The organism is Archaeoglobus sp. UBA230, from assembly GCA_002507545.1.
Lineage (GTDB): Archaea > Halobacteriota > Archaeoglobi > Archaeoglobales > Archaeoglobaceae > Archaeoglobus.
Genome location: DAVR01000026.1, coordinates 1 through 23330, shown reverse-complemented (window position 1 = coordinate 23330; position 23330 = coordinate 1). Strand labels below are relative to the sequence as shown.

Genomic DNA, 23330 nt, shown 5'->3' with positions numbered 1-23330 from the left:
ACAAAATATTTTTGTTCCACATGTAAGGACATAAAAATTATTAATTTTCATGACAACTATTTTTGATGGAATTAAAGAAGGTAGATATCAAACTCTGGCATCCGAACTGCTGGTCAATTGAGACCACAAGGAACCACCCAGATGTTACCCTAGTCACTAACAAGGCATTCAAAATCGGAGACGAGATAAGGGCAAATTTCAGACTCATTGCAGAAAATTACGAGGCATTGAAAAAATACATAGAAGAGACTAAAAAATTTGAATCTCTCGCATTAGATGTTCTGATTGTCGGAAAAAGCAATCTTGAAGCATACATTCACGGTAGGTTTAAAGCGGCATCCACCTTCTATGAAAAGATTTTCAGTCTGGAAATGATGCCATCCACCATAATCATCCACAATGGAAATGAATACTGGTCAATCTTTGTTTACGATAGCAAACTAAGAGAAACTCTGGAAAAGCTGTCTCAGATTGAAAATATAGAATACGAGATTCTCGGAATAGGGAACGTTAAAGCCTTTGAAGAGATGCCAGCAGATGTCATCGAGGAGATATCTTCAAGTTTATCAGCCAAGCAGAAGAAGGTGCTTGTAGAAGCTTACAGAAGTGGATACTTTGAATACCCACGCCGAGTGAACTTGAATGACCTTGCTAAGAAACTTGGACTGGCTAAATCTACGTGCCTTCACCACATAAGATTATCAGAGCAGAAGATTCTGAAAAGGATCATCGAAGAAATTAAAGATCGGGAGCCACACATATCAGATTTTTGAAACATGTTCGCTCCTACCCTTATATAGGATTGAAACAAATAATTATTATGGAAATTAGGATTCACGGTAGGGGTGGGCAGGGAGTAGTAACGATGAGTAAGATTATAGCGGAAGCTGCCAACCTTGAAGGATATTTCTCCCAATCAATGCCGTTTTACGGAGCTGAAAGAAGGGGAGCTCCGGTAGTCTCTTTTACAAGAATTTCTGAAGACCCAATTTACAGAACAAGTCAGGTTTATTATCCTGACATTCTTATCGTTCTCGATCCGATCCTTATCAACTTTCCCGAAGTATTTTCAGGACTCGGTGAGAGTAGTATAGCAGTTCTGAATTCCGGTAGCTCTGCAGACGTTGCTAAGAAGGTCGTTTTTGTTGATGCTACACGAATAGCCATTGAACACGGATTGGTAGTCGCAGGGATGCCAGTGCCGAACGTCCCCATGCTCGGAGCGTTACTTAGCTCGGAGATACCCATCAGTTATAAAACAATGCTCGAAGTTGTCCAGAAACATTTTGGTGCTGACGAAAGGATAGTTTCATCCTTTAATGAAGGGTATAAGGGGGCGCGGAGAAAAACGTGCAGATTTACCAAGATGCATTTTGGGCACAAGGGAGTGATGGAATGTGAAATTCCAATCTCCACGCCCTCCAAAGGAGTTGCTGGAAGAACCGGATTATGGAGAGTTGTAAAACCGGTTGTGGATTCAGAGAGATGTAACGGGTGCATGAGTTGCTGGCTTCACTGCCCTGAAGGAGTTATAGTTGAGACAGAGGAGGGCATAGAGATTGACTATGCCTACTGCAAGGGATGCATGATATGCTCCTCAGTATGTCCGAAAAATGCAATAAAGCACGAAAGTGAGATGGGGGTGGTTCAACATGCTCATTAAGATGCTAACAGGAAATCAAGCGGCAGCCTTTGCTGCAATGAACTCAATGGTGAGGTTCGTTGCTGCTTACCCCATAACTCCAGCAACACCAGTTATAGAAACGATTTCAAAGCTTGTTGAGGAGGGTATAATGGAGGCAAAGTTCGTTCCAGTAGAGTCAGAGCACTCCGCAATGGCCGCATGCATTGGAGCAAGTGCAGCAGGGCTTAGAACTTTCACAGCCACATCCAGCCATGGGCTTGCCTACATGCATGAGATGCTCCACTGGGCGGTGAATGCTAGAACACCCGTTGTTATGGTGGTTGCGAACAGAGCAATCGGTCCGGGATGGAACATATGGTCAGACCTCAGTGACTCCTTATCTCAACGGGACACAGGATGGCTCCAGTTTTACTGCAGCAGTGTTCAGGAAATTTATGATACAATTGCTATGTCATACCGTGTTGCGGAAGATGTTATGGTTCCGGCAATGGTCTGTTATGACGGATTTGTTCTTTCCCACACCTCTGTGCCAGTGGAAATTACACCTCTCGAAGGATTCATTAACGAATACCAACCAAAATGGAGGATCAGCATTGAAAAGCCATTAACGCATGGCAACATTCTGCCACCCGATGCTTACATCTCCCTCAGAAAGGCCATCCACAAGGCTCATCGTAAAGCCCTTGAGCTGATACCAGAGATTGAAGAGGAGTTTTTTGATCACACTGGAAGATCAACACCCATGCTTTATGAAACATACAGGTTTGAAGATGCTGAGGAAGTTCTTGTTGCGGTTGGTGCTGTCGCTTCAGAGGCAAGAATAGCTGTGGATATACTCAGAAGTGCAGGGGTAAAAGTCGGCTTACTGAGACTGAAAAGCTTCAGACCATTTCCCAGTCAAATCAGGAGAACGCTTGGGGACAGGAAAGTTACTGTGATTGACAGGGATTTTATCCCGGGTGTGGGAGGGATAGTTTATCAGGAGATTTCAAACCTCGTTCAGTCAGATTCCATGATTCTCGGAGTTGGAGGGGCTGATGTAACTGCAGAGATGATTGCAGAGGCGTTTACGAAGCTTGTGGAGGTGTAAGATGATAGAGCCCGAATACTTCCTTCCCGGAAGCGCGGCATGTCATGGATGTCCGGCTGCGATGTGCCTCAGAGTTATACTTAGGGCCCTTGAGGGAAAAGCCGTGGTTGTTGTTCCAGCATCATGCAGTTCCGTAATAACGGGCGTTTATCCTCACTCAGCCCTTAATGTTCCGGTTTTCAATTCTGCCTTTGCAGCGTCAGCTGCAGTGGCTACGGGTATCAGAGCAGGACTTGATTTCTATGGAGAAGAGGGAGAAGTTGTGGTTTGGGCTGGTGATGGAGGTACTTACGACATTGGACTCCAGTCCCTGTCAGGAGCGGCTGAGAGGGGTGAGGATATTCTGTACATCTGTTACAACAATGAGATGTATTCCAACACCGGTGTTCAGAGAAGTGGAGCAACACCCTATGGCGCATGGACAACAACTACGGTTGGGGGCAAGAGGGAGCACAGAAAAGATGTCGCTGAGATACTGATGGCTCACAATGTGCCTTACATCGCCACAGCTTCAGCGGGATTTCTAAACGATCTCTACAACAAGGTCAGAAAGGCAAGAGAGATCGAAGGGTTCAGATACATTGAAATTCTTGCTCCATGCCCACCCGGATGGCGTTTTCCGATGGATAAAACAGTTGAGATGGGGAGACTGGCAGTTGAAACCGGAATGTGGATACTTTACGAAGTTGTAGAGGGGAAAATGAGATTCACTGGATTAAGCAAGGTTATTGCCGAGGGCAAAAGAAAGATGAAGGACATCAAGGAGTATCTCAAATTGCAGGGGAGATTCTCACACCTGAGCGAAGAGGATATCAGGGAGATCGAAAGATACAGGGACAGAAGATGGGAATTTTTGAAAAGGAGAGCAAATGAACTTTGAAGATATTGTAAAGGAGATCGCGGAAATAAAAGAACCTGAAACAGGAGTGAATGTCGGAGAACTCGGCGTCATAGAGAGTATTGATGTAGTGGATGATGTGATAACGATATACGTCAATTTCAGCTACATGATACCATCCTGTAAAGCCTGTGTCCCCATAAACTGGCTGATAACGAAGTCAATTGTGAGAAGAATGGAAAGAATTCTAAAAAAGAGCAGCCTGAGATATAGAATAATTGAATCGGGACTGGGAAGCATTTACGCTGACGGATAGACTACTTCAATTTTTTCATATTTGCTCTTAAAAAGCTGTAAGTGTGCTCCATATCCTTTCTGAAGGTTTCGGGTTCGGGCTTCATCTGAACGTAGAGAACCTTTGTTGAAGGTGTCAACGAGACATGCTTCACGTTTTCTGGCCTTGAAAAGCCCTCTATAAATTTTACAATCCATTCTACATAACTTTTCTTATCATATATCGCCTCGTAGTCCCTCTTTGCAATTCTGATAACCTCTTTGAGGAGGGTGATCTCATTCTCAATGCTTGGTCTTAGGCGATAGTATCCTTTCTGTATGAGGTGAGCCTCCCCGCCCAGTTCTTTAAGTCTGAAGACGAGGTAGAGTTTGTCATGGCGGTTTGTAAGCAGTGATATTGGAAAGTATAGAAGGCTGTGTCTCGGCAGGAGGGTGAGGGTGTATTCCAGCTTTGTCCCATCCTCAAGCTCAAAACTCGCTCTGTAACCGATATATCCACCAAGCCAGGTATAGGTTTTGTCAACTGGCTTGAAAACCTCCACGCTCTGGCTTGCATAGAACTGAACAAGAGCGAGATTGAGCTTTCTTCCTCTGAAAAACTGTATTACTGCCGCACCAGCAAGCAGAAGCAGAGCCGCTACAACATCACCCGACAGCATCAGATATCACCAATAAAGGTGGCAATATTTTCAAGGACTTCAATCCCCCTTACTCTCTCCAGCCGTGGAACAGTATATATCCTGAGGTTCGAAAATTCCTCTACTATTTTCCTGCTCATCTCGTTTTCAACATATTTGTTGAGTATCATGCAGTCAAGTTCAAGATTTATGTTCCTCAGGCTTTCAACTATTCTCTTTGTTTCTAAATAAGAAAGCTGCTCAGGGTTTAAAACTGCTACAAATCTTGAGATATCTTTATTTCTCAGTTTCAAGACAAGATCGTTAATTTCTGCCTGATACTGTCTCATTTCTTTGATGACAGCATCCTTTTCCTCCGACGTTGGAATGTCAAATTTCTCACCGTTTATTACAACACACATTTCACCCTGGATTTTCTCGATAGCTCTTCGCCTGTCAAGTATCTTCTTCCTTATTTCAATTAATTCTCTTAACCAGATCAGGGTCATTTCGATTAAAATCAGAATTCTGATTGTCAAACCGGTTGGGGGAGTATCAAAGATTATCACGTCATAATCCTCTTTTTTAACGAGTTTTCTTATGGTTTCAAGAAGGGCACTTTCCTCGACACCCGGATAATGCTTTAGAACATCGAAGTACTTCTCGAGATTTATAACGGTAAGGTAGCGGTATACATGCTTTAGGGTTCGCTGTAACTCGCCTATGTAATCTTTGACAGCCTCGTCCAAATCTACCTCAGAGGCGTAGAGATTTTCGTCAATTTTTTTAGGCTTGGTGGACAATTTTTTTTCAAGAACATCTCCGAGATTGTGAGCAGGATCAAGGCTGACAACAAGGGTCCTGAAATTTCTGGCATACTTTTTTGCTATAGCTGCAGAAAGCGTTGTCTTTCCAACCCCTCCCTTCCCAAGAACAAAGAGGAGTTTCATCTTTCCACCTACGTAACGTCAAAAACTCCTGCCATCTCGGACAGGGCATCTTCCTCACTAACCCTCCTCGTCATTATGTAAAGCTCTCTCGCCATGTGCGGTAAAGTTTTAATGATTATAGTTGGTGGCGGGCTGGGTATACCTACAAAAAATCCCATCTGGACAAGAGCAAATATATTTTCAAGCTCTCTGAGCTCAAATTCTATCATTTCAGTTGATCCTTTCTTGAATGCACCAAAGAATCCTTTTAAAAATGAGATTACATCGTCAATTTTCATGTCTCTATACTGTGGTTGAAAAAATATAAAGAAATTTTGTTATGCTACAGCTGCTTCAAATTCCTCCGCAGGCTTTCTGTATGCGTTGGCAAACTCTGCTATTAGGATGAAGTTCAGTATCAGTCCTATAAAAAGAATTGCCTTCACTACAGCGTTTGTAAGTGGATTTGCAATCTGAATTGAGGCTATATACCAGATCAAACCGGCAGTTACGGTTATCCAGAGGAAGAGTGCCGGGACCAATACAGCATAGCTCCACACCTTTGCCGGTCTCTGAATCTTCGAGACCCATATTGAGGCCGTAATCATTGCTATCGAAGCCAGTAGCTGGTTCATACCTGCAAAAGCAGGCCATAGAATTGTGTAGCTACCACCCCACGCAAGTCCAACACCAATTGCCGAAGCTATTATAGATGCAACCCACCTGTTCGCAATGAAACTGTGGAAACCCGGACTTCTGTCGTAGAGAGGCTCAAATATCTCCTGCCAAGCAAACCTGCCAAGTCTTGTGGCTGTATCCAAACTCGTCAAGGCGAAAGCCGACACCCAGAGAGTGGCAAAAGTCTTCCAGAAGGTAACCTCATAGCCGTAAAAGTCAGCGTAACCTTGAGCGTAGCTTGATATGAAGGCACCAAGACCCCCTCCAGACTTTATGTATTCTGTGCTCCACTGGGCTGCTGGCAGTCCGAGAAGTGTGACACCGTAGGCCGCGATGGAAACTACCACAATTGTTGAAAGGAATCCCTCAGTAAACATTCCTCCGTAGCCTATGAGCAGTCCGTGCATTTCTTTGTCAAGCTGCTTGGAAGTAGTTCCTGAGCCAACCAGAGCGTGGAATCCTGAAAGCGCTCCACAAGCTATGACGAGGGGGACTGCTGGCCAGAATGGAGATGGCTGTCCACCAACAACGTTCGCTGTAAAGGCTGTGAAGACTGGAGCTGTTATCGGTTTTGCGAGAGCGATGAATGCTATTCCAGCAGTAGCAAGACCAAACCACAGAATGTAGGCATTGAGATAATCTCTCGGCTGCAGTAGAACCCATACAGGCAGTGACGCAGCGATGACGATGTAAACAAATAGGATTATGTTCCATGTGTGGTAGTCGAGAACCAGTGGATTGAGGAATCCAACCCACAGGGAACCGATTAAAAGCACCAGCCCTACTATCGTTGCCACATAGAAGTTAAGTTTTGCTTTATAGAGCAAGTAGCCCAGTATAACTGCCACCGCCAGAAACAACAGCGATGCCGTCGCGGCTTGGGGAACGGAGTTGAAAAGTTTGGAAACAACCGCTGTAAAAGCAGCAATAACAAGCACAAGTGTGAACCAGATGTATATCGGGAACGTTATACCGGTGCGTTTCCCTACTATTCTACCCGCAATCCATTGAATAGACTTTCCGTCGTATCTCACTGAACTCATCAATGCTAAATAGTCATGCACTGCCCCTATGAAGACGTTTCCGAACCATATCCACAGCAAGCTCGGCAACCAGCCCCATGCCATTGCAAGTGCTGGACCAACTATTGGCCCCGCTCCGGCTATTGAAGCAAAGTGATGCCCATAAAGGACTGCCTGATGTGCTGGTACGTAGTCCACACCATCATAAAGCTTGTGAGCTGGAGTTTCTCTTTCCTCACTCGCCCTGACAACTTTCTTCTCTATTCCTTTGCCGTAGGTGTAGTAAAGCAGAATATACACAACCAGTCCGAGCAGTATCAGGTATGTAGATATCACTCCAACCACCCCTACGCTATTAATAATTTGAAATTACTAATATTTAACTTTACTCTAAAATATGTTAGATTAAACATTACATGTGATTCTGCGAAGGGATTATAAGCCTCCTCTTGTCCACTTTGTCATGCACCCATCACCCTTCATAGTCTTCTGGGAGCTTACAAGGGCGTGCATGCTTGCATGCAAGCATTGCAGAGCGAAAGCTATTAGGAAAAGACACCCAAAAGAACTCACGACAGAAGAGTGCTTCGGAGTGATTGAACAGCTTGCTGAATTCAATCCAAAACCTCTGCTGATAATTACCGGTGGAGACCCCCTTATGAGAGAAGATATTGCCGAAATAATCGTTTATGCTTCACAGAAAGGTTTTAGGGCTGCAATTGCCTTCAGTGGGACTGAGAGAGCAACTATGGGGAAGCTGGAGGAGCTGAAGGATGCTGGAATTGCAAGGATTGCTGTTAGTATTGATGGAAGCGATGAAGAGAGGCATGATTCGTTCAGAGGTGTTAGGGGAACATTTAGAATGAGCATGCAGGCAATCGAGAATGCAAAGAAAGTTGGAATACCCTTCCAGATTAACACGACGGTTACGAGAGATAACATTAAAGATTTGCCGAACATAGCAAGACTCTGCATTGAACTTGAAGCTATAATGTGGGATGTTTTCTTCGTTGTTCCCACAGGAAGGGCTAAGGCGGAGATGATGCCAACTCCTCAGCAATTTGAGGATGTGTTGTGCTGGCTCTACGATTTGAGCAGAAGAACGGGCTTGAACATTAAAAGCTCTGCAGCTACACATCTAAGGAGAATCGAGCTTATGAGGGATAGAGGAGAGATGCCAGTAGTCAGCGAACTTTACTGGTGGTTGCTTGATAGAACAGATGATCTTCCTGAAGGGAAAGCTTCACAAATTGTTGCCGGAGGCCATGGAAGGAGCCTGAGCACAGACGGGATAAGGAGGAGTGTTGGGATAACAGACGGCAGAGGAATGCTGTTCATAAGCCACATCGGTGAGATTTACCCAAGTGGCTTTTTACCATTGGTTGCAGGCAATCTTAGGGAGAGAAGTGTAGCTGAAATCTACTCCAACTCGGAAATTTTTGTAAACCTGAGAGACCCGGATAGGCTGAAGGGTAAGTGTGGTGTCTGCGAGTATCGCAAAATATGTGGTGGAAGCAGGGCGAGAGCTTATGCGATTTTTGGAGATTATCTGGCAGAGGAGCCGTGCTGCATTTACGTTCCAAAGACACTCAGAACTTAGAATTTAGAGAATTTGTCTTGAGGTTCTGGATGCAAAAAAGACTTTATCTTCAAGGTCTTCCAATCTTCAACATTTTTCAACAATTGCCGAATTTCTTTTCGACTATCCGTTAACTTTATAAATGATATGCTAACTTATTATTTGTGGAGTTTCGGAGCATTGCAGAGAGGATTTGCGGAGATATAGTTCTGGCCGAAAACTCAGGAGAGGTTATGAGAAAGTGGAGGGGAATTTTCAGTGCAACTCAAAGTGAACTGGCGAAAAAGATAGGCATTTCACCATCGGTGATTAGCGACTACGAGTCGGGGAGGAGGAGTCCGGGAATAAGCTTTTTGAGGAAATTCGTGTTATCTCTTCTCGATCTGGACAAAGAGAGGGGATATCCAACGCTTTCGAAATACAGGCATATCCTTGAGTCTGACACTAAGGCCATTCTTGACATAGTTGAGTATTCCAGAACTGTAAACGTGCCCGAATTCTGCGATGTCATAGACGGAGAACTGCTAAATGATTTTGAGAGGTTGATACACGGTCATACCTTTGTTGACAGTATCAGCGCTATAATGTCCTTCAACGCCTTTGACTTTTACAGGCTATATGGTCTTACGAGCGAAAGGGCGATTGTTTTCACCAAAGTTTCAACCGGAAGATCGCCGATGGTGGCTGTGAGGGTTTCCAATCTGAAACCTTCTGCAGTTGTTCTTCACGGTATTGATGCCACGAGGGTTGATGATATGGCGAAGAAGATTGCCGGAATTGAGAGGATTCCGCTGATTGTTACCAAAATGAAGATTGATAGAATGATAAAAAGGTTGAGGAGGAAGTTTGCATGACTGGAATAGTGTCTTACGGAAGCTACATACCCAAATTCAGGATAAGAGTTGAGGAAATTGCGAGAGTCTGGGGAGAGGATGCGGAGAAGATCAAGGGCGGTTTGGGTGTTTACGAGAAATCCGTGCCAGGGATGGATGAAGATGCTGCAACTATTGCGGTAGAGGCTGCGAGAGAGGCAATCAGCAGATCAAAAATTGATCCCTCAGAAATTGGAGCAGTTTTTGTCGGGTCTGAAAGTCATCCATACGCCGTTAAGCCCACAGCAACGATAGTTGGTGAGGCAATTGGAGCTGGAAACGACTATTTCTCTGCCGACCTTGAGTTCGCCTGCAAGGCAGGAACAGCCGGGATGCAGATATGCTACGCTATGGTAAAATCTGGAATGATAAAGTATGGCTTAGCCATTGGTGCTGATACAAGTCAGGCAAGGCCGGGAGATGCTTTGGAGTATGCTGCTGCTGCAGGTGGAGCTGCGTTTATCATCGGTAACGATCCAATAGCAGAGATTGAGGCGACGTATTCCTACACCTCTGATACCCCAGACTTCTGGAGAAGGGATTTACAGCCGTATCCCAGTCATGGTGGTAGATTTACAGGTTTACCTGCCTACTTCAGACACGTAATCTCTGCGGCAAAGGGTCTGATGGAAAAGCATGAATTCAAGCCAGAGGATTTTGACTATGCCGTCTTCCACATGCCCAACGCCAAGTTTCCGATAAGGGCTGCAAAAATGCTTGGGTTCAGCATTGAGCAGATAAATCAAGGACTTGTTGTGAGAGCAATTGGGAACACGTACTCAGGTTCTTCACTGCTTGGCTTGTGTGCAACTCTCGACATTGCCGAACCCGATGAGAGAATACTCCTTGTTTCTTTCGGATCAGGTGCAGGAAGTGACGCCTTCGCTATCAGAGTTACTGACAGAATTGAGAACTACTCGAGAGAACCTGCGGTTTGGGACAAAATCGAGAGGAAGGTGTATGTGGATTATGCGATTTATCTTAAACACAGGAGGAAGATAAAGGCATGAGGCGCGTTGCTGTTGTTGGTGTTGGATACAGTCAGTTCGGAGAACTTTGGGAAAGGGGATTCAGAGACATAGTCCTTGAGGCTGGAGCAGAGGCTTTGGCTGATGCTGAACTTGAAGGGAAAGAGATAGAGGCAATGTATGTCGGAAACATGAGCGGAGGCAGGTATTTGGGGCAAGAACACATAGCTGCACTGATTGCCGATTACTCAGGTTTGGCAGAGTTTGGTATTCCAGCGACAAGAGTCGAAGCTGCTGATGCCAGTGGTGGGTTGGCGGTAAGGCAAGCTTATATGGCTGTTGCCTCCGGACTGCACGAAATAGTCATTGCCGCTGGTGCAGAAAAGGTTACCGATGTCGGTGATCCGATGGAAATTCTCTCTGCCTCGGTTGACATGGAATGGGAAAGGTTCGTTGGCGGTAATTTGCCTGCCCTCTATGCGATAATGGCGAGGATGCACATGGAGAGCTTCGGAACCACTGAGGAAGATTTGGCGATGGTGAGCGTGAAAAACCACAGAAATGGTGTTAAAAATCCAAAGGCACAGTTCAGGAGAGAGATAAAGGTGGATGATGTGCTGAGGTCACCATATGTCGCAGAACCTCTGAAGCTTCTTGACTGTGCCTCCATAAGTGATGGGGCTGCAGCGGTAATACTTGCAAGCGAGAATGTCGCGAGAGAAATAACAGATACACCCGTTTACATTGAAGCGTGCACTCAGGCGAGTGACTACATCGCCCTGCATAGCAGAAAGGATGTTCTGACAATGAAAGCTGTTGTTAAGGCTGCAAGGGAGGCATATAAACTTGCGAGAATTGAAGCAAAGGATGTTCAGGTTGCAGAGGTTCACGATTCCTTTACGATTGCAGAAATTCTCGCTTACGAGGACTTGGGATTTTCGGAAAAGGGGAAGGGGGCAGAACTGATCAGAGAGGGTATTACAGAGATAGATGGAGACCTTCCGGTAAATCCTTCGGGAGGGTTGAAGGCATGTGGGCACGCTGTTGGAGCGACTGGTGTAAGGCAGATCGTGGAGCTTACACTCCAGCTCAGAGGAGATGCAGAGAAGAGACAGGTTGACGCTGAGAAAGGTTTAGCGTTGAATATTGGAGGAACTGGTGCAACTGCAGTAGTTTCAATACTGGGGAGGTGATATTGTGGTTCCGAGATTCTGGAGGAAGATAAAATATCGGTATGACCTTAAGGGCAGTTACTGTGAAAACTGTGGAAATTACCATTATCCACCCAGAAACTTCTGCCCGGTTTGCAGAAGGAGAGGGAGGGTTAAAGAGGTTAGACTCCCTGATGAGGGCAGGGTTTTGAGTTACACTATCATCAGAGAAGGAGAACCATGCGTCGTTGCCCTCATAGAACTCGACAATGGAACAAGAATCATATCGCAACTTTCCTGTGATCCGAGTGAAGTGGAGACTGGGATGAGGGTCAGAAAAGCTTTCAGAAGGTATGGCGAGGATGGAGAAGAAGGAATAATAAATTACGGGACTAAATTTGTTCCAGCGAATTAATCTCCAACCTTTTTTCTGAAAATCCTGTAAATCTGCTTGGCTTTCTTCTCCCCTATTCCCTCAACCCTCATCAACTCTGCAATGCTCGCATTTGCAATTCTTTGCACACTGCCGAACTTTTCAAGTAGCTTTTCAGCCTTTTTCTCCCCAATTCCCGGGATTGCGGTGAGCATCGCTACCTGTAGTCTCTCGGCTTTTTTCAGCCTCGGAAGAATTCTCAAGTCCCCCTCCCTCAACCGGCTGTCAATTGCCTTTAGTGCTAAGCAGAAGTCGTCTTCCTTTGTGAAGATCAGGGGCACAACCTGACCCTGAAGGTTTTTTACGGCTATGGAGACTATTGCTGATACTACAGCACCCCTGTTAAACATCCTTTCCTCCAAAGCTTCATCAAGATCACCAACAATGGCAAGAAATGAGATAGGGTATCTGGCAGCCAAAGCGTGACACTGCCTGAATATTCTACCGTCAGCGATGGAGTTCAAAAAATCGTTAATATCTTTCCTTTCCACCGCAACTTCGTAGTTTCCGTGTTTTACGATGTAGTCTCCCGTTTCAAGGCCTTTGACAACAACTTCAATTCCGAGTCTTTTCAACCTGTCTACAATTCTCTCTGGCTCTCTGCTATCGGCGTAGATCATAAATACTTCCTAACAGTCTCAAGAAGCTCCTGCATCCTAAAAGGCTTCTTGAGAACTTCTACCGCTCCTGCAGCAAGCATCTCTCTTCCTCTTCTTGAAGCAAATGCCGTTATGGCGATAACTTTAGTATCAGGCTTTATGCTTAAAATACGCTTTGTTGCTTCAACCCCATCAATTCCGGGGAGCTCTATGTCCATCAGAACGAGATCGGGTTGGTGAGATTTGAATTTTTCAATTGCCTCTCTCCCATCACATGCCTTGATAATCTCATAACTTGAAAGCATGTGTTCAAAAATTTCAAGCAAATCAGGCTCATCTTCAACCAGAAGTATCTTCATCTCTCATCCCCCTAAGTAGCTTCCTAACATCTTCTGATTCAAGCCATCCTCTTTCAAGCTCAGCTATGATTGATTCAACCTTATTTACAGCTTCAAAAACCTTTCTCTGTATATCATAATTATCACATCCGACTTCAACAGCTCCAATAATAACGGCGAGGGGGTTTCTTATTTTGTCAACAAGTATTGCGAACTGCTCTATATTTCGGTCTATCTGCAAAACAGCCTGCTCTTTCATTTTTTCGAGCTCGATTGAGTTAATGGCAAAGGCAATATTGTCTGCAAGGGTTTGCAGTAACTTGACCTCTTCGTCACTTATTCTGATGTCTGAATGTATAGTCATAATGCCGACGAGTTTTTCGTGATACACGATCGGGAAAATGTAGCAGTTATATTCCTTGTGGGCATTAAAATTGGGACACTTTGGCCGATGTTCATTTTTGTAGACTACAACCGGCTTTTTCATTTCAGCTGCCTTCTCAACACAAAGCATACCCTTTTCAATCTCCTGTCTAACTGTTTTGATGTCTATTCCTGACGTTCCAATTGGATTCAGGTGACCATCACGGTAAATACCAATCCACGCATGATTGCTGTATTCTCCAATCTCTTTAACGGTCATTTCGATAAGCTTCTGCAGGTCTTTTTCCCTTACCACAAGTTCGTTGATGTGGTTAATCGTTTTGAGAAGTTTGTTTGTTCTTCTAAGCTCTTCTTCCAGCTTCTTTCTTTCCGTGATGTCTTTGAAATTGGCAATAAAGCCCACAACTCTATCCTTTTTTATCAGAGGTCTCACTTTCCCTTCTACATATTTAGTCTCTCCAAACCTTGTCGTAAATTTGAACTCAAGACCGTAGACGCTCTTTCTTTCTCTGAAAGCTTCGTTGTATTTCTTAAAAAGGTAGTCAGCCTCTTTTTTTGGCAGGACATCCCTGAAATTTTTCCCGAGAATTTCATCCCTGCTATATCCTGTAATTCTCTCAAATTCTTTGTTGACCTCAACGTAATTCCCCCGGAGGTCTGTCACAACGATTATATCCAACGTGTTGTGAAAGAAGTCCTTGTACTTTCTCTCACTCTCGATAACCTCTTCCTCCATTCTTTTCCTTTCTGTTACGTCTCGAACAACAAGAAGGATTGCTGGCTTCTCATTGAAAGTTATGAAGCTTACACTCACTTCCACATCCCTGACACTGCCGTCAGGTAGAACGAACTTCTCTTCTACAAAGGGGGCAATTGTTCTATTTTTCATCATCCTTGAAATTCTTTCCCTAACTAAGTCAACATAATCGGGGTGAACGAAGTTCATGATTGGTAGACCAACCATTTCCTCTGGTTTCTCGAACCCTGAAAGTTCAGCAGCGCGTCTGTTCGCAAATACAATTTTTTGTCCATCGTGAACTACAATGGCATCTGGACTTAACTCAACGAGCGTTCTATACATATTTTCGCTCTCTTTTAGCTTTCTCTCAACTTCTTTTCTTTCTGTAATGTCCCTCAGGATGTAAAGGTTGAATTCAGTGGTTTCTGAAATTTTGATTTCGTAGCTTCTCCCATCTATCTCAATCTCAGCAATATTCTTACCTATGTAGTCATGAATGTTCGCTCCTCCGGAAAGCCCAAGTTCACTGGCTGATGTGTTTAAGGCGAGTATCCTACCTCCCTTATCTGTCACTATCACCGGGTCGGGTATAAAGTCAATGTTGATGTCCATTGGTAAAAGTTTTACATTAAAAATATAAAAAGTTTAAGCTTTGGTATTCAGACAACATATATGGCAGGTTTACCCGGAATGGCCATTCTCTTTTTCTCATCTGGAACCTTTGATGGATCGAAGGAAACTTTCATCCCTATCTCATTCTCAATGAAACTGGCGTTCTTCTGGATTATCTCTTTCTCATTCAAAACCACCAGCTTCTTTCTGTCCTTGAAAACTTTTTTCACAAAATCTGTCACCTCTTTCCCGATCTTTCTCATTCTTTCGTCCTGCATGAGCTTCTTAATAGCCTCCCCGATATCGTTACTGCTGAGAACGGCTTTGGCAGCTTCAACTTTCCATTCATCCGCGGGATAAATGTAAACCTCTTTGGCTCCTTCAACGAACTTCTTAACCTCCAGTATGTCTTCTATTAACCTTTTAAGATACTCTTCTGCCATCTCAGCACTCTCGTCAATCTTGGACTCGTCGAATTCTGGGTAGGGTTCAAGACTCACAAAGCTATCGTGCTTTAGATGCCAGAGTTCTTCGCAGATGTGCGGAGCAAAGGGGGAGAGTAGCTTTAGCCAGTCGTCGAGGATTATGGCGAGATTATTGCCACCTCTTCTCAAATACCACCTCACGTCGTTCATAATTTCAAAAAAGGCAGCATTCACGGCCCTTCTTGTCTGCAGCCTATCCATAGCCTCTCTGACCTCTTTTATCGCTCTCTGCACTCTGCTCACCAGCCAGCGATCGAGTGCCGATGCCTCCTTAACTTCGCTAACATAGTGCTCCTTCACAAGGTTGTAGAATCTTTTGAGGTGGTTTGCAAGTCCTTCAACCTCCCTGCTTTTCCAATCTGCATCGCTGTCATACTCTGCCGCATGGAGAATGTAGAGCCTTGTCACATCCGCTCCATACTGCTGGACAGCTCTTTTCATCGTGAGCAAAGGCCCTTTACTCTTGCTCATCTTTTTACCCTCAAGACTGACATAGCCATTGACAGCAATTGCTCTTGGCCATTTTTCTGGTGGAAAGATTGCAATATGGTGGAAGAGATAGAAGAGCAAGTGATTGGCGACAAGGTCCTTTCCACTGCTCCTCAAATCAACAGGATACCAGTATTCAAAATCCTGTCTGATTTTCTCCACGACCCTGACGTCAATGCCAGCGGAACTTGAAGCGCTCTCTGCATCTCCTTTGCCAAGAAGCACATAATCTAAGAACTCCTGAGTCATGTTTTCGGCTCTCAGAGTGCCTTCGTTGATATACTTTGCAAGGATATAGTAAGCCATGTAAATAGTTGAATCTGAGAGGCTCTCTATTAACCATTCTCTATCCCACGGTATCCTCGTCCCCAACCCTTTTCTTCTCGCACAAGCCTTGTCCTTCAACCATTCAATCTTGTTTCTGAACTCCTCTTTGTAATAGTCCGGGATTATTTCCATTTCTTCAATGTGTTTCAGAACTTTGTCCTTCCATTCTCGATTTGAGTAATTCAAGAACCATTGATCCCTGACAACTTTCACAACACATTTAGTGCCGCATCTGCATACAACTGGCTTTTCGCTGAACTCGTAGAACACATCACCCAAACCAGTCCTTATCAAATCCTCATGAACTCTATCCTTCGCCTCAGAAACTTTCATCCCAGCATAATCCATTGTGTTTTCGAGCATAATTCCTGTGTGATACTCCTTTTTGTAGAGGGTCTTTGTCGCCTTCTCCAGCAGCTCAACATCCTGCTGACTTCTCACACCAAGTTCCCTTACAAGCATCTCTGCCGGAACCCCTTTTAGGTCGGACGTCCCTATGAGTACGATAGGCTTGAGATTTTCAACAACATCTCTATTAATTCCAAACTCCTTCAATCTCTCTTCGTCCCTCTTCAAATCCTCAATGGCGGCGTAATCATAGGGAGCATGTGCGGGAACGCTCATCACAACTCCAGTAGCGTTATCGGTGTCAACAAAATCAGCTGGCAAGATTGGAACCCTTCTGTTGACAAGAGGAACTATAACGTATTTTCCTATGTAATCCCTTGCATCAACCTCTTTGACAAGCTTAACAGACTTTTCAGTGTAGGTTAGCTTTTCATATGCCTCCTTACTCACTAACCACTTTTCCCCTTCAACATCAGTAATAACGTATGTGGTGGGCTTTATCCAGATGTTGGTAACCCCGAAAACCGTTTCGGGGCGCAGAGTGGCGCATGGGAAGATTAACTCCTCATCTTCGAGCTTGAACTTGATCACTGTAAACTCAACAATCGTTGCCTCTTCACCCATCAACAGATCGTGATCCTCAACCGGGTTCTGGTCGTGAGGGCAATACCTGACGGGATGAGTTCCCTTGACAATCAGACCCATCTCCTTCAGCTTCCAGTATTGCCACTCAATGAACTTCTGATATTCCTCATCTGTCGTCGTGAAAACTCTCCTCCAGTCTATGGAATAGCCTATTCTCCTCAGAGCCTGAAGAGCCTCTTTGGAGAAGTATTCTACAATTTTCTCAGGCGTTGTGAGTTCAAGAAGGTCATCAGGCGGGACGTCATGATATTTCGTGTAAACCTCAATCGTCTTCTCGTCTCTCTTGGCTATCAGTTCCGCCAGCCCTATAATCGGTGTGCCAGTTACATGAAATCCAAGAGGAAAGAGGACGTTATACCCCTTCATTCTCATGTATCTGGCAAAGGCATCTCCAATTGTGAAGGTTCTCGTATGTCCTGCATGAAGATTTCCATTAAGATAAGGATAGGGGATAGTCAAGAAAAACTTTTCACGATTGTCAGGATCAGCCTCAAAAATCCTTGATTCCTGCCAAGCTTTCTGCCACTTCCTCTCGATTTCTTTGAAATCTGCCATGCAGTTGCCTCAGTTAATGGGATTAAAAATTTTGTCAGTCAAGCCTGTATCCGAGCTTCTCGCAGAGTTCTCTTCTCTGCCTCCTCTCTTCGTCATTTTCAATTCTTGTGACGGCAGCACCGTCAACCGCTCCAAGTACAGCCCTCCCAAGCTCTGTTTCGGCTACAATGATTTCGATTGGATTTGCTGAAGCAACAAAGACATTGCAAACTGCTGGGTGAAGTTTGATGGTGTTAAGAACGTTTATTGGAAAAGCGTTTGAAGATACCACGACAAATACATGGCTTGCTGCAATTCTCAAAGCATTTTCCGCTGCCAGCTTCTTCAACTCCTCGTCATTGCCCGTAACTCTCACAAGCTTTGGGGCAGCTTCGTTCATGGCAACCGCAACCTTTATACCCGGAACTGCGGTAAGCAAAGCCCTGAAAAGGTCATCAACGGTAAATACGGAGAAGTTCGCCTGTCCGACTATTATCTGATACTTCAAATCAGGATTCAGAATTTCAACCTTCTCGAGTTTCATGGGCTTTCATTTATTCTGCTTGAATTTATGTGTTTCGAGTTTAAGCTCTATCTACCCAGTTGACGCTTTATCTCTTCTTCAACCCTTCTCTTGGCTTCAAATCCTATGAGATGTTTAGCCTCTTCCGTATCAACTTCAAAGTTTTTCGCGTGAGTTTCGCCTTTTCTCGGATTCTCGATCAGCTCAATCTCCACATTGGAATACTTTCTCACGAGCTTTGCGATGTCTAAAACAGAAAGACATTCTCCTCCAGCAAGTGTAGAGATGTTGAATCCCTTAGGCAGATTCTCCACAGCCATCACGTAAGCATCAATAACATCTAAAACGTGGATAAAGTCTCTCGTCTGAGTTCCGGGCTTATGAACGGTAAGAGTCTCTCCTTTCAACGCTTTGTTGACAAATATGTTTATTACAGTTCTCTTCGTTATCCCCCTACCATCGAGTTCGTATTCCCCGTAGATATTTGTTTTCATAAAGACGAGAGCATTGAATTTTCCTTTTGAGAGTGTTCTTATGATTTCTTCATCAACCCATTTCGTGAGTCCGTAGATGTTTAGGGGGTTTCGTGGGTGTGTGGATTTTATCGGCAACTCAATGGGGTCGCCAATAACAGCCATCGAGGAGGGAAATATGAGGTCTATTCCATATTTCCTGCACATCCATGCGATGTTCGCTGTGCCAACCACATTTACCTCGTAGGCCTTGTCCGGCATGTCATCACACTCGGCAACGCCTGATATAGCAGCTAAGTGGATTATCAGGTCGCAATCCGCAAACATCTTTTCCATCTCTTCTCTATCTCTTATGTCAGCCCATACAATCTTGTTCCCATGAACATCTTTCACCTGAGCATTGTAGAAATTATCAACCATTACAACCTCATGACCCCTCTCCATCAGCTTTCCGCACAAGCCCGCTCCAACATAACCTCCCGCTCCAGTTACGCCAACCTTCATACTACCTCCTCAAACTTTTAAGAGCCTCCAACCTACTTGCAAGGTCTTTTATTCCTGCCCTAAGGTCAGACTCTGGACAGAATCCAAGTTCTTGAATTTTTGAGAAATCAACACTGTAGCTGAACTCTGGAGTCCTGTCTTTCATATACTCAATTCTCGCAGAGGGGTTAACCGTATCGCGAACCACTTCTGCCACATCCCGTATTCTGTAATTTTCTCCACCTACGTTATAAATTTCTCCGCTTTTTCCTCTATCCATGAGGAAAAGAAAGGACTCTGCAGCATCTCTGACATGTATAAAGGGTCTCCAGTTGTCTCCCAATCCAAAAACCGTGAGATTGTATCCAAGTAGTGCTCGAAGTGTAAAGTAGTTTACGACTAAATTGAACCTGACACCGGGACTGTATCCGTAAACGGAGGCAAGCCTGAGGATTACAACGTCGAGACCGTAATTCTCGCTATATTCGATGCAGAGTTCTTCAGCCTTTAATTTCGATTTCGAGTAGGGGTTTAAGGGATGGACAATGCTATTCTCATCCAGATTCGTTCCGACACCATACACATTGCATGTAGAGGCAAAAAGAACTTTTAGATCTTTCCTCCTTGCCTCTTCAAGAACGTTCAAAGTTCCCGTGTAGTTCACATCTTCCACGTCATTCTTGGCATCATCAATAATTCCCGGAGCAGTGGGGAGTTTTGCTGCGAGATGGATGATGACCTCAACCCCTTCCAGAGCCTCCCGGATATCTTCTCTTTTTCTGACATCACCCCATACAAACTCCGCATGATTGAGAAAAATAAGATTTAGCGGATTGCAGCCTGAAAGATTATCCAGCACTCTGAACTCTTCTCCCCGCCGGGTTAAAATTTCAGATAGGGCAGTTCCTATGTAACCACATCCTCCCGTAATCAGAATCATTTTTCCAGTCCTCTGGGCAAAAATCTGTCCTTGTAGCTCTCGATAATTTTCTTTCTATCCTCTATTGTTCTGAATATATCTCCAATTGCCTCTTTGAGGTCCATCGGCTTTCCAACAAGCTTTATGAAGTTATCGTTTTCAATAACCATTTCATGCTCCTCTTTCTCGACTCTCGGATTTGGTACGTGCTTTATCTCAACTTCGAGCCCAATCTCTTCTTCTGCTGCCTCTCTGATTATCTCCGCCAGCTCCACAATCTTTACAGCGCCCAGAGTTTGATTGTAAACATCATATCCATCCACGTCCTTTTTCTTCGCCAGCTCAACAAAGGACTTGACGCAATCCTCAAGTGTAACAAAGGGTTTACCCTGCAAACCCTTTCCGTAAACCGTTATCGGATACCCTATCAGAGCCTGCGCGCAGAATCTGTGAGTGACCACTCCAAAGTAGAAGTCAAAGTCGAAACGTGTCGCCATATCTCCCTTAGCCTCCTCGGTCGTTGCACCTGTAACGATTGCCACCCTCACATCCGACACTGGCAGCCCCCACTGCTTATGGGCGAGATACATGTTGTTAATATCGTTGCACTTGCTCATGTGGTAGAAACTGCCTGCCATATGGGGATGTGGAACGATGTCTTTTCCTCCCTTATACTCAACCTCGATAAAACCCTCCGGAATTGGATATTCTGGAGCTCCGTAGACACCTGTGGTTGTTGCAGCTATAAAATGAGCATCGAGCATTTTATTCTCCTTCAAAGCCCAGAGAAGGTTTAGGGTAGACACGTTATTGTTGTACTGTGTGTAAACTGCCTTTTCCCAGCTTATCTGAGAGTATGGGGCTGAAGGCTGGGCTGCAAGATGAATTATTACGTCTGGCTGATACACTCTAACAAGCATGTTCACAAATTCCTTTGAAATCAGATCGCCCTCGACAAAAGACACCTTTCCTAAGTCTTCAACTTTCTTTCTTCTCTCTGCAGGGGACAGAATCGGATTTGCAGAAACACATCCAATCTCTTCTACCCATCTCCTTCTTGCAAAGTTGTCAACCCCTACGATTCTCTCGTCATGGAAGGTCTCCGCAAGTCTCAGAAGAACTGGCCACCCTACATACCCATCGGCACCTGTTACTATTATTGTCACAACCACACCTCCATATTGTTGTTACTTTTAGTTGTAGCAAAATATTTAAAGTTTTGCTTCTGAGATGAAACTAATGAATGTTGAGAGTATTTTGGAGAAGCTTGGTATGAGCACCTATCAAGCAAAAGCTCTCATTTCAATTCTCAAATGTGGAGAGGCAAAGGCATCAGAGATAAGCGAACTTAGCGGGATTCCAAGAGCCAAGATTTACGAGGTCTTGGATCAGCTTTCAGACCTTGGACTGGTTGACAAAATTCCCACACGACCTGTGAGATTTAGGGCGAGAAAGCCTGAAGAGATCGCTGAAAGGCTCAGAAGAAACATAACACTTGAATATGAAGGTAAAATAGGGTTTTACGAAGCAGTACAGAAAGACCTTGTAGGAGAGCTTGCCTCTGTGTATTCTCCATCCAGTATCCACTCGAAGGAGCTTATAAGGGTGATCAGGGTTGGAGAAGCGAGTGAAAGGGAGACGAGGATGATGTATTCTGAATCACAGAGAGAGATAAACATAGTGTCAAGAAGCTTTGAGTACTATCCCAAGGTTAGAAAGGAGTTGGTTGATGCAGATAAGAGAGGTGTTGAAATAAAAATTCTGCTTCTCGGTCGAGAATTTACTGACGAGCGAACGAGGAAAGTACAGACTGAAATAGTAAAAATGATCAAGTCTGATATTGACGCAGAGATAAGATCGAGTAAAACTCCTCTACCTCTCAGAGGGAGCATTGTTGATCCGAGCTATGATTACAGGACAGGAAAAGCGATATTTGTCGTTGAGGACCCAGAAATCCCGTTATATCTGCGTGATGCGGCGGTAACAGAGAATCCCAGCTTGGTAGCAGGAATGAAGAAGTACTTTGACCTGATATGGAAGTATGAGTCCTATAAAATATAGGGAAAAATGAAAGAACCTTAATACATTTCCACAAAAGGCTCCTCAACATCAACCATTGCGTTGACTATCAGTTCAACCAGACCACCGTAGTATATCCCACACTTCTCCGTTGCGTTGTAATGCGTTAAGATATCTCTAATTGCTCCTTTGCAGTTGCTGCATGGTGCACAAACATACTTCTGAACATCTGGCTCAATGTGGTCTTGGAAGGCATCGAGTATCTGCTTGAATTTCATTCTGCTTGAAACCTTTGCCCTGAACTCGGGGAAGTTCATAGAGTTCATTATCGCGAAACCACTCCCTCCACCACAGCAGTAGTTGTAAACTCCGTTTGGATTCATTTCTCTGAACTGCGGGCAGATTTCGTGCAGTATTTTGCGCTGAGGTTCAACAATTCCCATCAATCTAACCACATTACAGGGGTCATGGAGCGTGACAGGGAAGTTGTTTTTCTCTGGGTCGAGGTTCAGCTTCTTCTTTCTCACAATGTCCCAGAGCAATGGCAGGCAGCTTTCCCTTGGAATGTTGTATTCGTCAATGAAGATTCTGTCAGCTATAACGGTGATTGCCTTATGTGCGTGTCCACATTCTCCAACCACAATGCGGTTTACATCAAGTTTATTGGCTATTTCAGCATGTTTAAGAGCTATTCTGGCAAGCTGCACATCATCATACCAAACTCCGTAGTTCACAGCATCATAACCAACGATCTCACTGCTCAACGTCCAGTCCAGTCCGGCTTCTTCAAATATAACCGCAAAGGCGGCAACATTTTCAGGCCAGCTGAGATACTCACCAGCGTTGTGTATTAGTAAAATATCAGCCCCCTTAACGTCAACAGGTATCTTTATTTTCTTCCCTGTCCTCTCCTCAATGTCTTCTTCAATGAACTCGATGATGTCTTTGAAGCCGTCCGGTGTTAATCCTGTTGATGAGCCTTTTTCGAGATGCTGCACAGTACCCTGCATGTGCAGGGCTGAAGGAGCAATGCCCATCTCCTGACTGAAAAGCTTTCTTATCTCCCTTGTTATCAGTCCATTATCTATTCCTATAGGACATGTCTGAGTGCATCTTCTGCAGATTGTGCACCTGTAGGAAAGTTCTGCAAGCCTCGTAATCGTTCTTGCGTTAAGCTCAATGTCCGCACCGGTAAACCTACCAAAAAGATTGCCAGACGGTTGAACATACTTCTTTATTATCCTTCTCAAAACTTCCGACCTGTAGGTGGGTCTATAAATCTCCTTCCTCCCACTTG

At 44.5% G+C, this 23330-nt stretch carries 24 protein-coding genes; 11 read left to right on the top strand and 13 right to left on the bottom strand.

Annotated features, from left to right (window positions below; all coding sequences use genetic code 11):
• Positions 1-65 precede the first annotated feature (65 nt).
• The 5 genes from BP688_RS07035 to BP688_RS07015 are packed head-to-tail and all read left to right on the top strand — an operon-like array spanning position 66 to position 3889.
• Positions 66-773, top strand: coding sequence for a helix-turn-helix domain-containing protein (locus BP688_RS07035; RefSeq protein ID WP_290596331.1), 708 nt, complete (start codon positions 66-68; stop codon positions 771-773).
• Positions 774-820: 47 nt separating this feature from the next.
• Positions 821-1663 carry a 2-oxoacid:acceptor oxidoreductase family protein gene (locus BP688_RS07030; protein WP_290596332.1) on the top strand — a complete coding sequence of 281 codons (843 nt, stop codon included), beginning with the start codon at positions 821-823 and terminating at the stop codon, positions 1661-1663.
• A complete protein-coding gene (gene porA / locus BP688_RS07025) occupies positions 1653-2735 on the top strand; it encodes a pyruvate ferredoxin oxidoreductase (RefSeq protein WP_290596333.1) in 1083 nt (360 codons plus the stop codon). The genes BP688_RS07030 and porA overlap by 11 nt, the downstream gene beginning before the upstream one ends.
• Before the next feature lies 1 nt (position 2736).
• Positions 2737-3615 (top strand): 3-methyl-2-oxobutanoate dehydrogenase subunit beta, encoded by an 879-nt coding sequence (locus BP688_RS07020; RefSeq protein ID WP_290596334.1) that lies wholly within the window; start codon positions 2737-2739, stop codon positions 3613-3615.
• The gene (locus BP688_RS07015; protein ID WP_290596335.1) at positions 3605-3889 is read left to right on the top strand and encodes an iron-sulfur cluster assembly protein; all 285 of its coding nucleotides are present in this window, start codon (positions 3605-3607) and stop codon (positions 3887-3889) included. Before BP688_RS07020 ends, BP688_RS07015 begins: the two co-directional genes overlap by 11 nt.
• Before the next feature lies 1 nt (position 3890).
• Here the strand turns inward: BP688_RS07015 and BP688_RS07010 are convergent, their stop codons facing one another.
• From BP688_RS07010 to BP688_RS06995, 4 genes are read right to left on the bottom strand one after another with little or no spacing between them, the layout of a single operon-like run.
• Positions 3891-4526, bottom strand: a complete 636-nt coding sequence (locus tag BP688_RS07010; RefSeq protein ID WP_290596336.1) for a hypothetical protein — start codon at positions 4524-4526, stop codon at positions 3891-3893.
• Positions 4526-5434: an ArsA family ATPase gene (locus BP688_RS07005; RefSeq protein ID WP_290596337.1), complete on the bottom strand. Its 909-nt coding sequence runs from the start codon at positions 5432-5434 to the stop codon at positions 4526-4528. The genes BP688_RS07010 and BP688_RS07005 overlap by 1 nt, the downstream gene beginning before the upstream one ends.
• Before the next feature lie 8 nt (positions 5435-5442).
• Entirely contained in the window at positions 5443-5712 is a 270-nt protein-coding gene (locus BP688_RS07000; RefSeq protein ID WP_290596338.1) for a hypothetical protein, read from the bottom strand.
• 39 nt (positions 5713-5751) lie between these two features.
• On the bottom strand, positions 5752-7449 hold the full coding sequence (locus tag BP688_RS06995; protein WP_290623616.1) for a carbon starvation CstA family protein: 1698 nt from the start codon (positions 7447-7449) through the stop codon (positions 5752-5754).
• 82 nt (positions 7450-7531) lie between these two features.
• Here BP688_RS06995 and BP688_RS06990 point away from each other — a divergent pair, with 82 nt between their 5' ends.
• From BP688_RS06990 to BP688_RS06970, 5 genes are all read left to right on the top strand, one after another.
• Positions 7532-8713 carry a TIGR04053 family radical SAM/SPASM domain-containing protein gene (locus BP688_RS06990; RefSeq protein WP_290623614.1) on the top strand — a complete coding sequence of 394 codons (1182 nt, stop codon included), beginning with the start codon at positions 7532-7534 and terminating at the stop codon, positions 8711-8713.
• A gap of 143 nt (positions 8714-8856) precedes the next feature.
• Positions 8857-9546 (top strand): helix-turn-helix domain-containing protein, encoded by a 690-nt coding sequence (locus BP688_RS06985; protein ID WP_290596341.1) that lies wholly within the window; start codon positions 8857-8859, stop codon positions 9544-9546.
• Positions 9543-10574, top strand: coding sequence for a hydroxymethylglutaryl-CoA synthase (locus tag BP688_RS06980; protein WP_290596342.1), 1032 nt, complete (start codon positions 9543-9545; stop codon positions 10572-10574). The genes BP688_RS06985 and BP688_RS06980 overlap by 4 nt, the downstream gene beginning before the upstream one ends.
• Complete coding sequence (locus BP688_RS06975) at positions 10571-11725, top strand: thiolase domain-containing protein (RefSeq protein WP_290596343.1); 1155 nt, start codon at positions 10571-10573, stop codon at positions 11723-11725. The genes BP688_RS06980 and BP688_RS06975 overlap by 4 nt, the downstream gene beginning before the upstream one ends.
• A gap of 4 nt (positions 11726-11729) precedes the next feature.
• Positions 11730-12098: a Zn-ribbon domain-containing OB-fold protein gene (locus BP688_RS06970; RefSeq protein ID WP_290596344.1), complete on the top strand. Its 369-nt coding sequence runs from the start codon at positions 11730-11732 to the stop codon at positions 12096-12098.
• Here BP688_RS06970 and BP688_RS06965 read toward each other — a convergent pair.
• Genes BP688_RS06965 through BP688_RS06930 form a run of 8 tightly spaced genes read right to left on the bottom strand, consistent with a single transcriptional unit; the run spans position 12095 to position 21180 of the window.
• A complete protein-coding gene (locus BP688_RS06965; protein WP_290596345.1) occupies positions 12095-12736 on the bottom strand; it encodes an ERCC4 domain-containing protein in 642 nt (213 codons plus the stop codon). The two genes, BP688_RS06970 and BP688_RS06965, sit on opposite strands and share 4 nt — an antisense overlap.
• A complete protein-coding gene (locus tag BP688_RS06960; protein WP_290596346.1) occupies positions 12733-13074 on the bottom strand; it encodes a response regulator in 342 nt (113 codons plus the stop codon). The genes BP688_RS06965 and BP688_RS06960 overlap by 4 nt, the downstream gene beginning before the upstream one ends.
• Positions 13055-14788 carry a PAS domain S-box protein gene (locus tag BP688_RS06955; protein WP_290596347.1) on the bottom strand — a complete coding sequence of 578 codons (1734 nt, stop codon included), beginning with the start codon at positions 14786-14788 and terminating at the stop codon, positions 13055-13057. The genes BP688_RS06960 and BP688_RS06955 overlap by 20 nt, the downstream gene beginning before the upstream one ends.
• Before the next feature lie 47 nt (positions 14789-14835).
• A complete protein-coding gene (gene leuS, locus BP688_RS06950; RefSeq protein WP_290623612.1) occupies positions 14836-17637 on the bottom strand; it encodes a leucine--tRNA ligase in 2802 nt (933 codons plus the stop codon).
• A gap of 34 nt (positions 17638-17671) precedes the next feature.
• On the bottom strand, positions 17672-18160 hold the full coding sequence (locus BP688_RS06945; RefSeq protein WP_290596349.1) for an adenosine-specific kinase: 489 nt from the start codon (positions 18158-18160) through the stop codon (positions 17672-17674).
• A gap of 47 nt (positions 18161-18207) precedes the next feature.
• Positions 18208-19116, bottom strand: a complete 909-nt coding sequence (locus tag BP688_RS06940; RefSeq protein WP_290596350.1) for an NAD-dependent epimerase/dehydratase family protein — start codon at positions 19114-19116, stop codon at positions 18208-18210.
• 1 nt (position 19117) lies between these two features.
• Complete coding sequence (locus tag BP688_RS06935; protein WP_290596351.1) at positions 19118-20035, bottom strand: NAD-dependent epimerase/dehydratase family protein; 918 nt, start codon at positions 20033-20035, stop codon at positions 19118-19120.
• Complete coding sequence (locus BP688_RS06930) at positions 20032-21180, bottom strand: NAD-dependent epimerase/dehydratase family protein (protein ID WP_290596352.1); 1149 nt, start codon at positions 21178-21180, stop codon at positions 20032-20034. Before BP688_RS06930 ends, BP688_RS06935 begins: the two co-directional genes overlap by 4 nt.
• A gap of 73 nt (positions 21181-21253) precedes the next feature.
• Here BP688_RS06930 and BP688_RS06925 point away from each other — a divergent pair, with 73 nt between their 5' ends.
• A complete protein-coding gene (locus tag BP688_RS06925; RefSeq protein WP_290623610.1) occupies positions 21254-22075 on the top strand; it encodes a TrmB family transcriptional regulator in 822 nt (273 codons plus the stop codon).
• Positions 22076-22092: 17 nt separating this feature from the next.
• Here BP688_RS06925 and BP688_RS06920 read toward each other — a convergent pair.
• On the bottom strand, positions 22093-23330 hold a 1238-nt coding region (locus BP688_RS06920; RefSeq protein WP_290623608.1), incomplete at its 5' end, for a (Fe-S)-binding protein.

Coding starts and splice junctions, on each gene's coding strand:
- BP688_RS07035 (WP_290596331.1), top strand. CDS start 66: ATGGAATTAAAGAAGGTAGATATCAAACTCTGGCATCCGAACTGCTGG.
- BP688_RS07030 (WP_290596332.1), top strand. CDS start 821: ATGGAAATTAGGATTCACGGTAGGGGTGGGCAGGGAGTAGTAACGATG.
- porA (WP_290596333.1), top strand. CDS start 1,653: ATGCTCATTAAGATGCTAACAGGAAATCAAGCGGCAGCCTTTGCTGCA.
- BP688_RS07020 (WP_290596334.1), top strand. CDS start 2,737: ATGATAGAGCCCGAATACTTCCTTCCCGGAAGCGCGGCATGTCATGGA.
- BP688_RS07015 (WP_290596335.1), top strand. CDS start 3,605: ATGAACTTTGAAGATATTGTAAAGGAGATCGCGGAAATAAAAGAACCT.
- BP688_RS07010 (WP_290596336.1), bottom strand. CDS start 4,526: ATGCTGTCGGGTGATGTTGTAGCGGCTCTGCTTCTGCTTGCTGGTGCG.
- BP688_RS07005 (WP_290596337.1), bottom strand. CDS start 5,434: ATGAAACTCCTCTTTGTTCTTGGGAAGGGAGGGGTTGGAAAGACAACG.
- BP688_RS07000 (WP_290596338.1), bottom strand. CDS start 5,712: ATGAAAATTGACGATGTAATCTCATTTTTAAAAGGATTCTTTGGTGCA.
- BP688_RS06980 (WP_290596342.1), top strand. CDS start 9,543: ATGACTGGAATAGTGTCTTACGGAAGCTACATACCCAAATTCAGGATA.
- BP688_RS06975 (WP_290596343.1), top strand. CDS start 10,571: ATGAGGCGCGTTGCTGTTGTTGGTGTTGGATACAGTCAGTTCGGAGAA.
- BP688_RS06965 (WP_290596345.1), bottom strand. CDS start 12,736: ATGATCTACGCCGATAGCAGAGAGCCAGAGAGAATTGTAGACAGGTTG.
- BP688_RS06960 (WP_290596346.1), bottom strand. CDS start 13,074: ATGAAGATACTTCTGGTTGAAGATGAGCCTGATTTGCTTGAAATTTTT.
- BP688_RS06955 (WP_290596347.1), bottom strand. CDS start 14,788: ATGGACATCAACATTGACTTTATACCCGACCCGGTGATAGTGACAGAT.
- leuS (WP_290623612.1), bottom strand. CDS start 17,637: ATGGCAGATTTCAAAGAAATCGAGAGGAAGTGGCAGAAAGCTTGGCAG.
- BP688_RS06945 (WP_290596349.1), bottom strand. CDS start 18,160: ATGAAACTCGAGAAGGTTGAAATTCTGAATCCTGATTTGAAGTATCAG.
- BP688_RS06940 (WP_290596350.1), bottom strand. CDS start 19,116: ATGAAGGTTGGCGTAACTGGAGCGGGAGGTTATGTTGGAGCGGGCTTG.
- BP688_RS06935 (WP_290596351.1), bottom strand. CDS start 20,035: ATGATTCTGATTACGGGAGGATGTGGTTACATAGGAACTGCCCTATCT.
- BP688_RS06925 (WP_290623610.1), top strand. CDS start 21,254: ATGAATGTTGAGAGTATTTTGGAGAAGCTTGGTATGAGCACCTATCAA.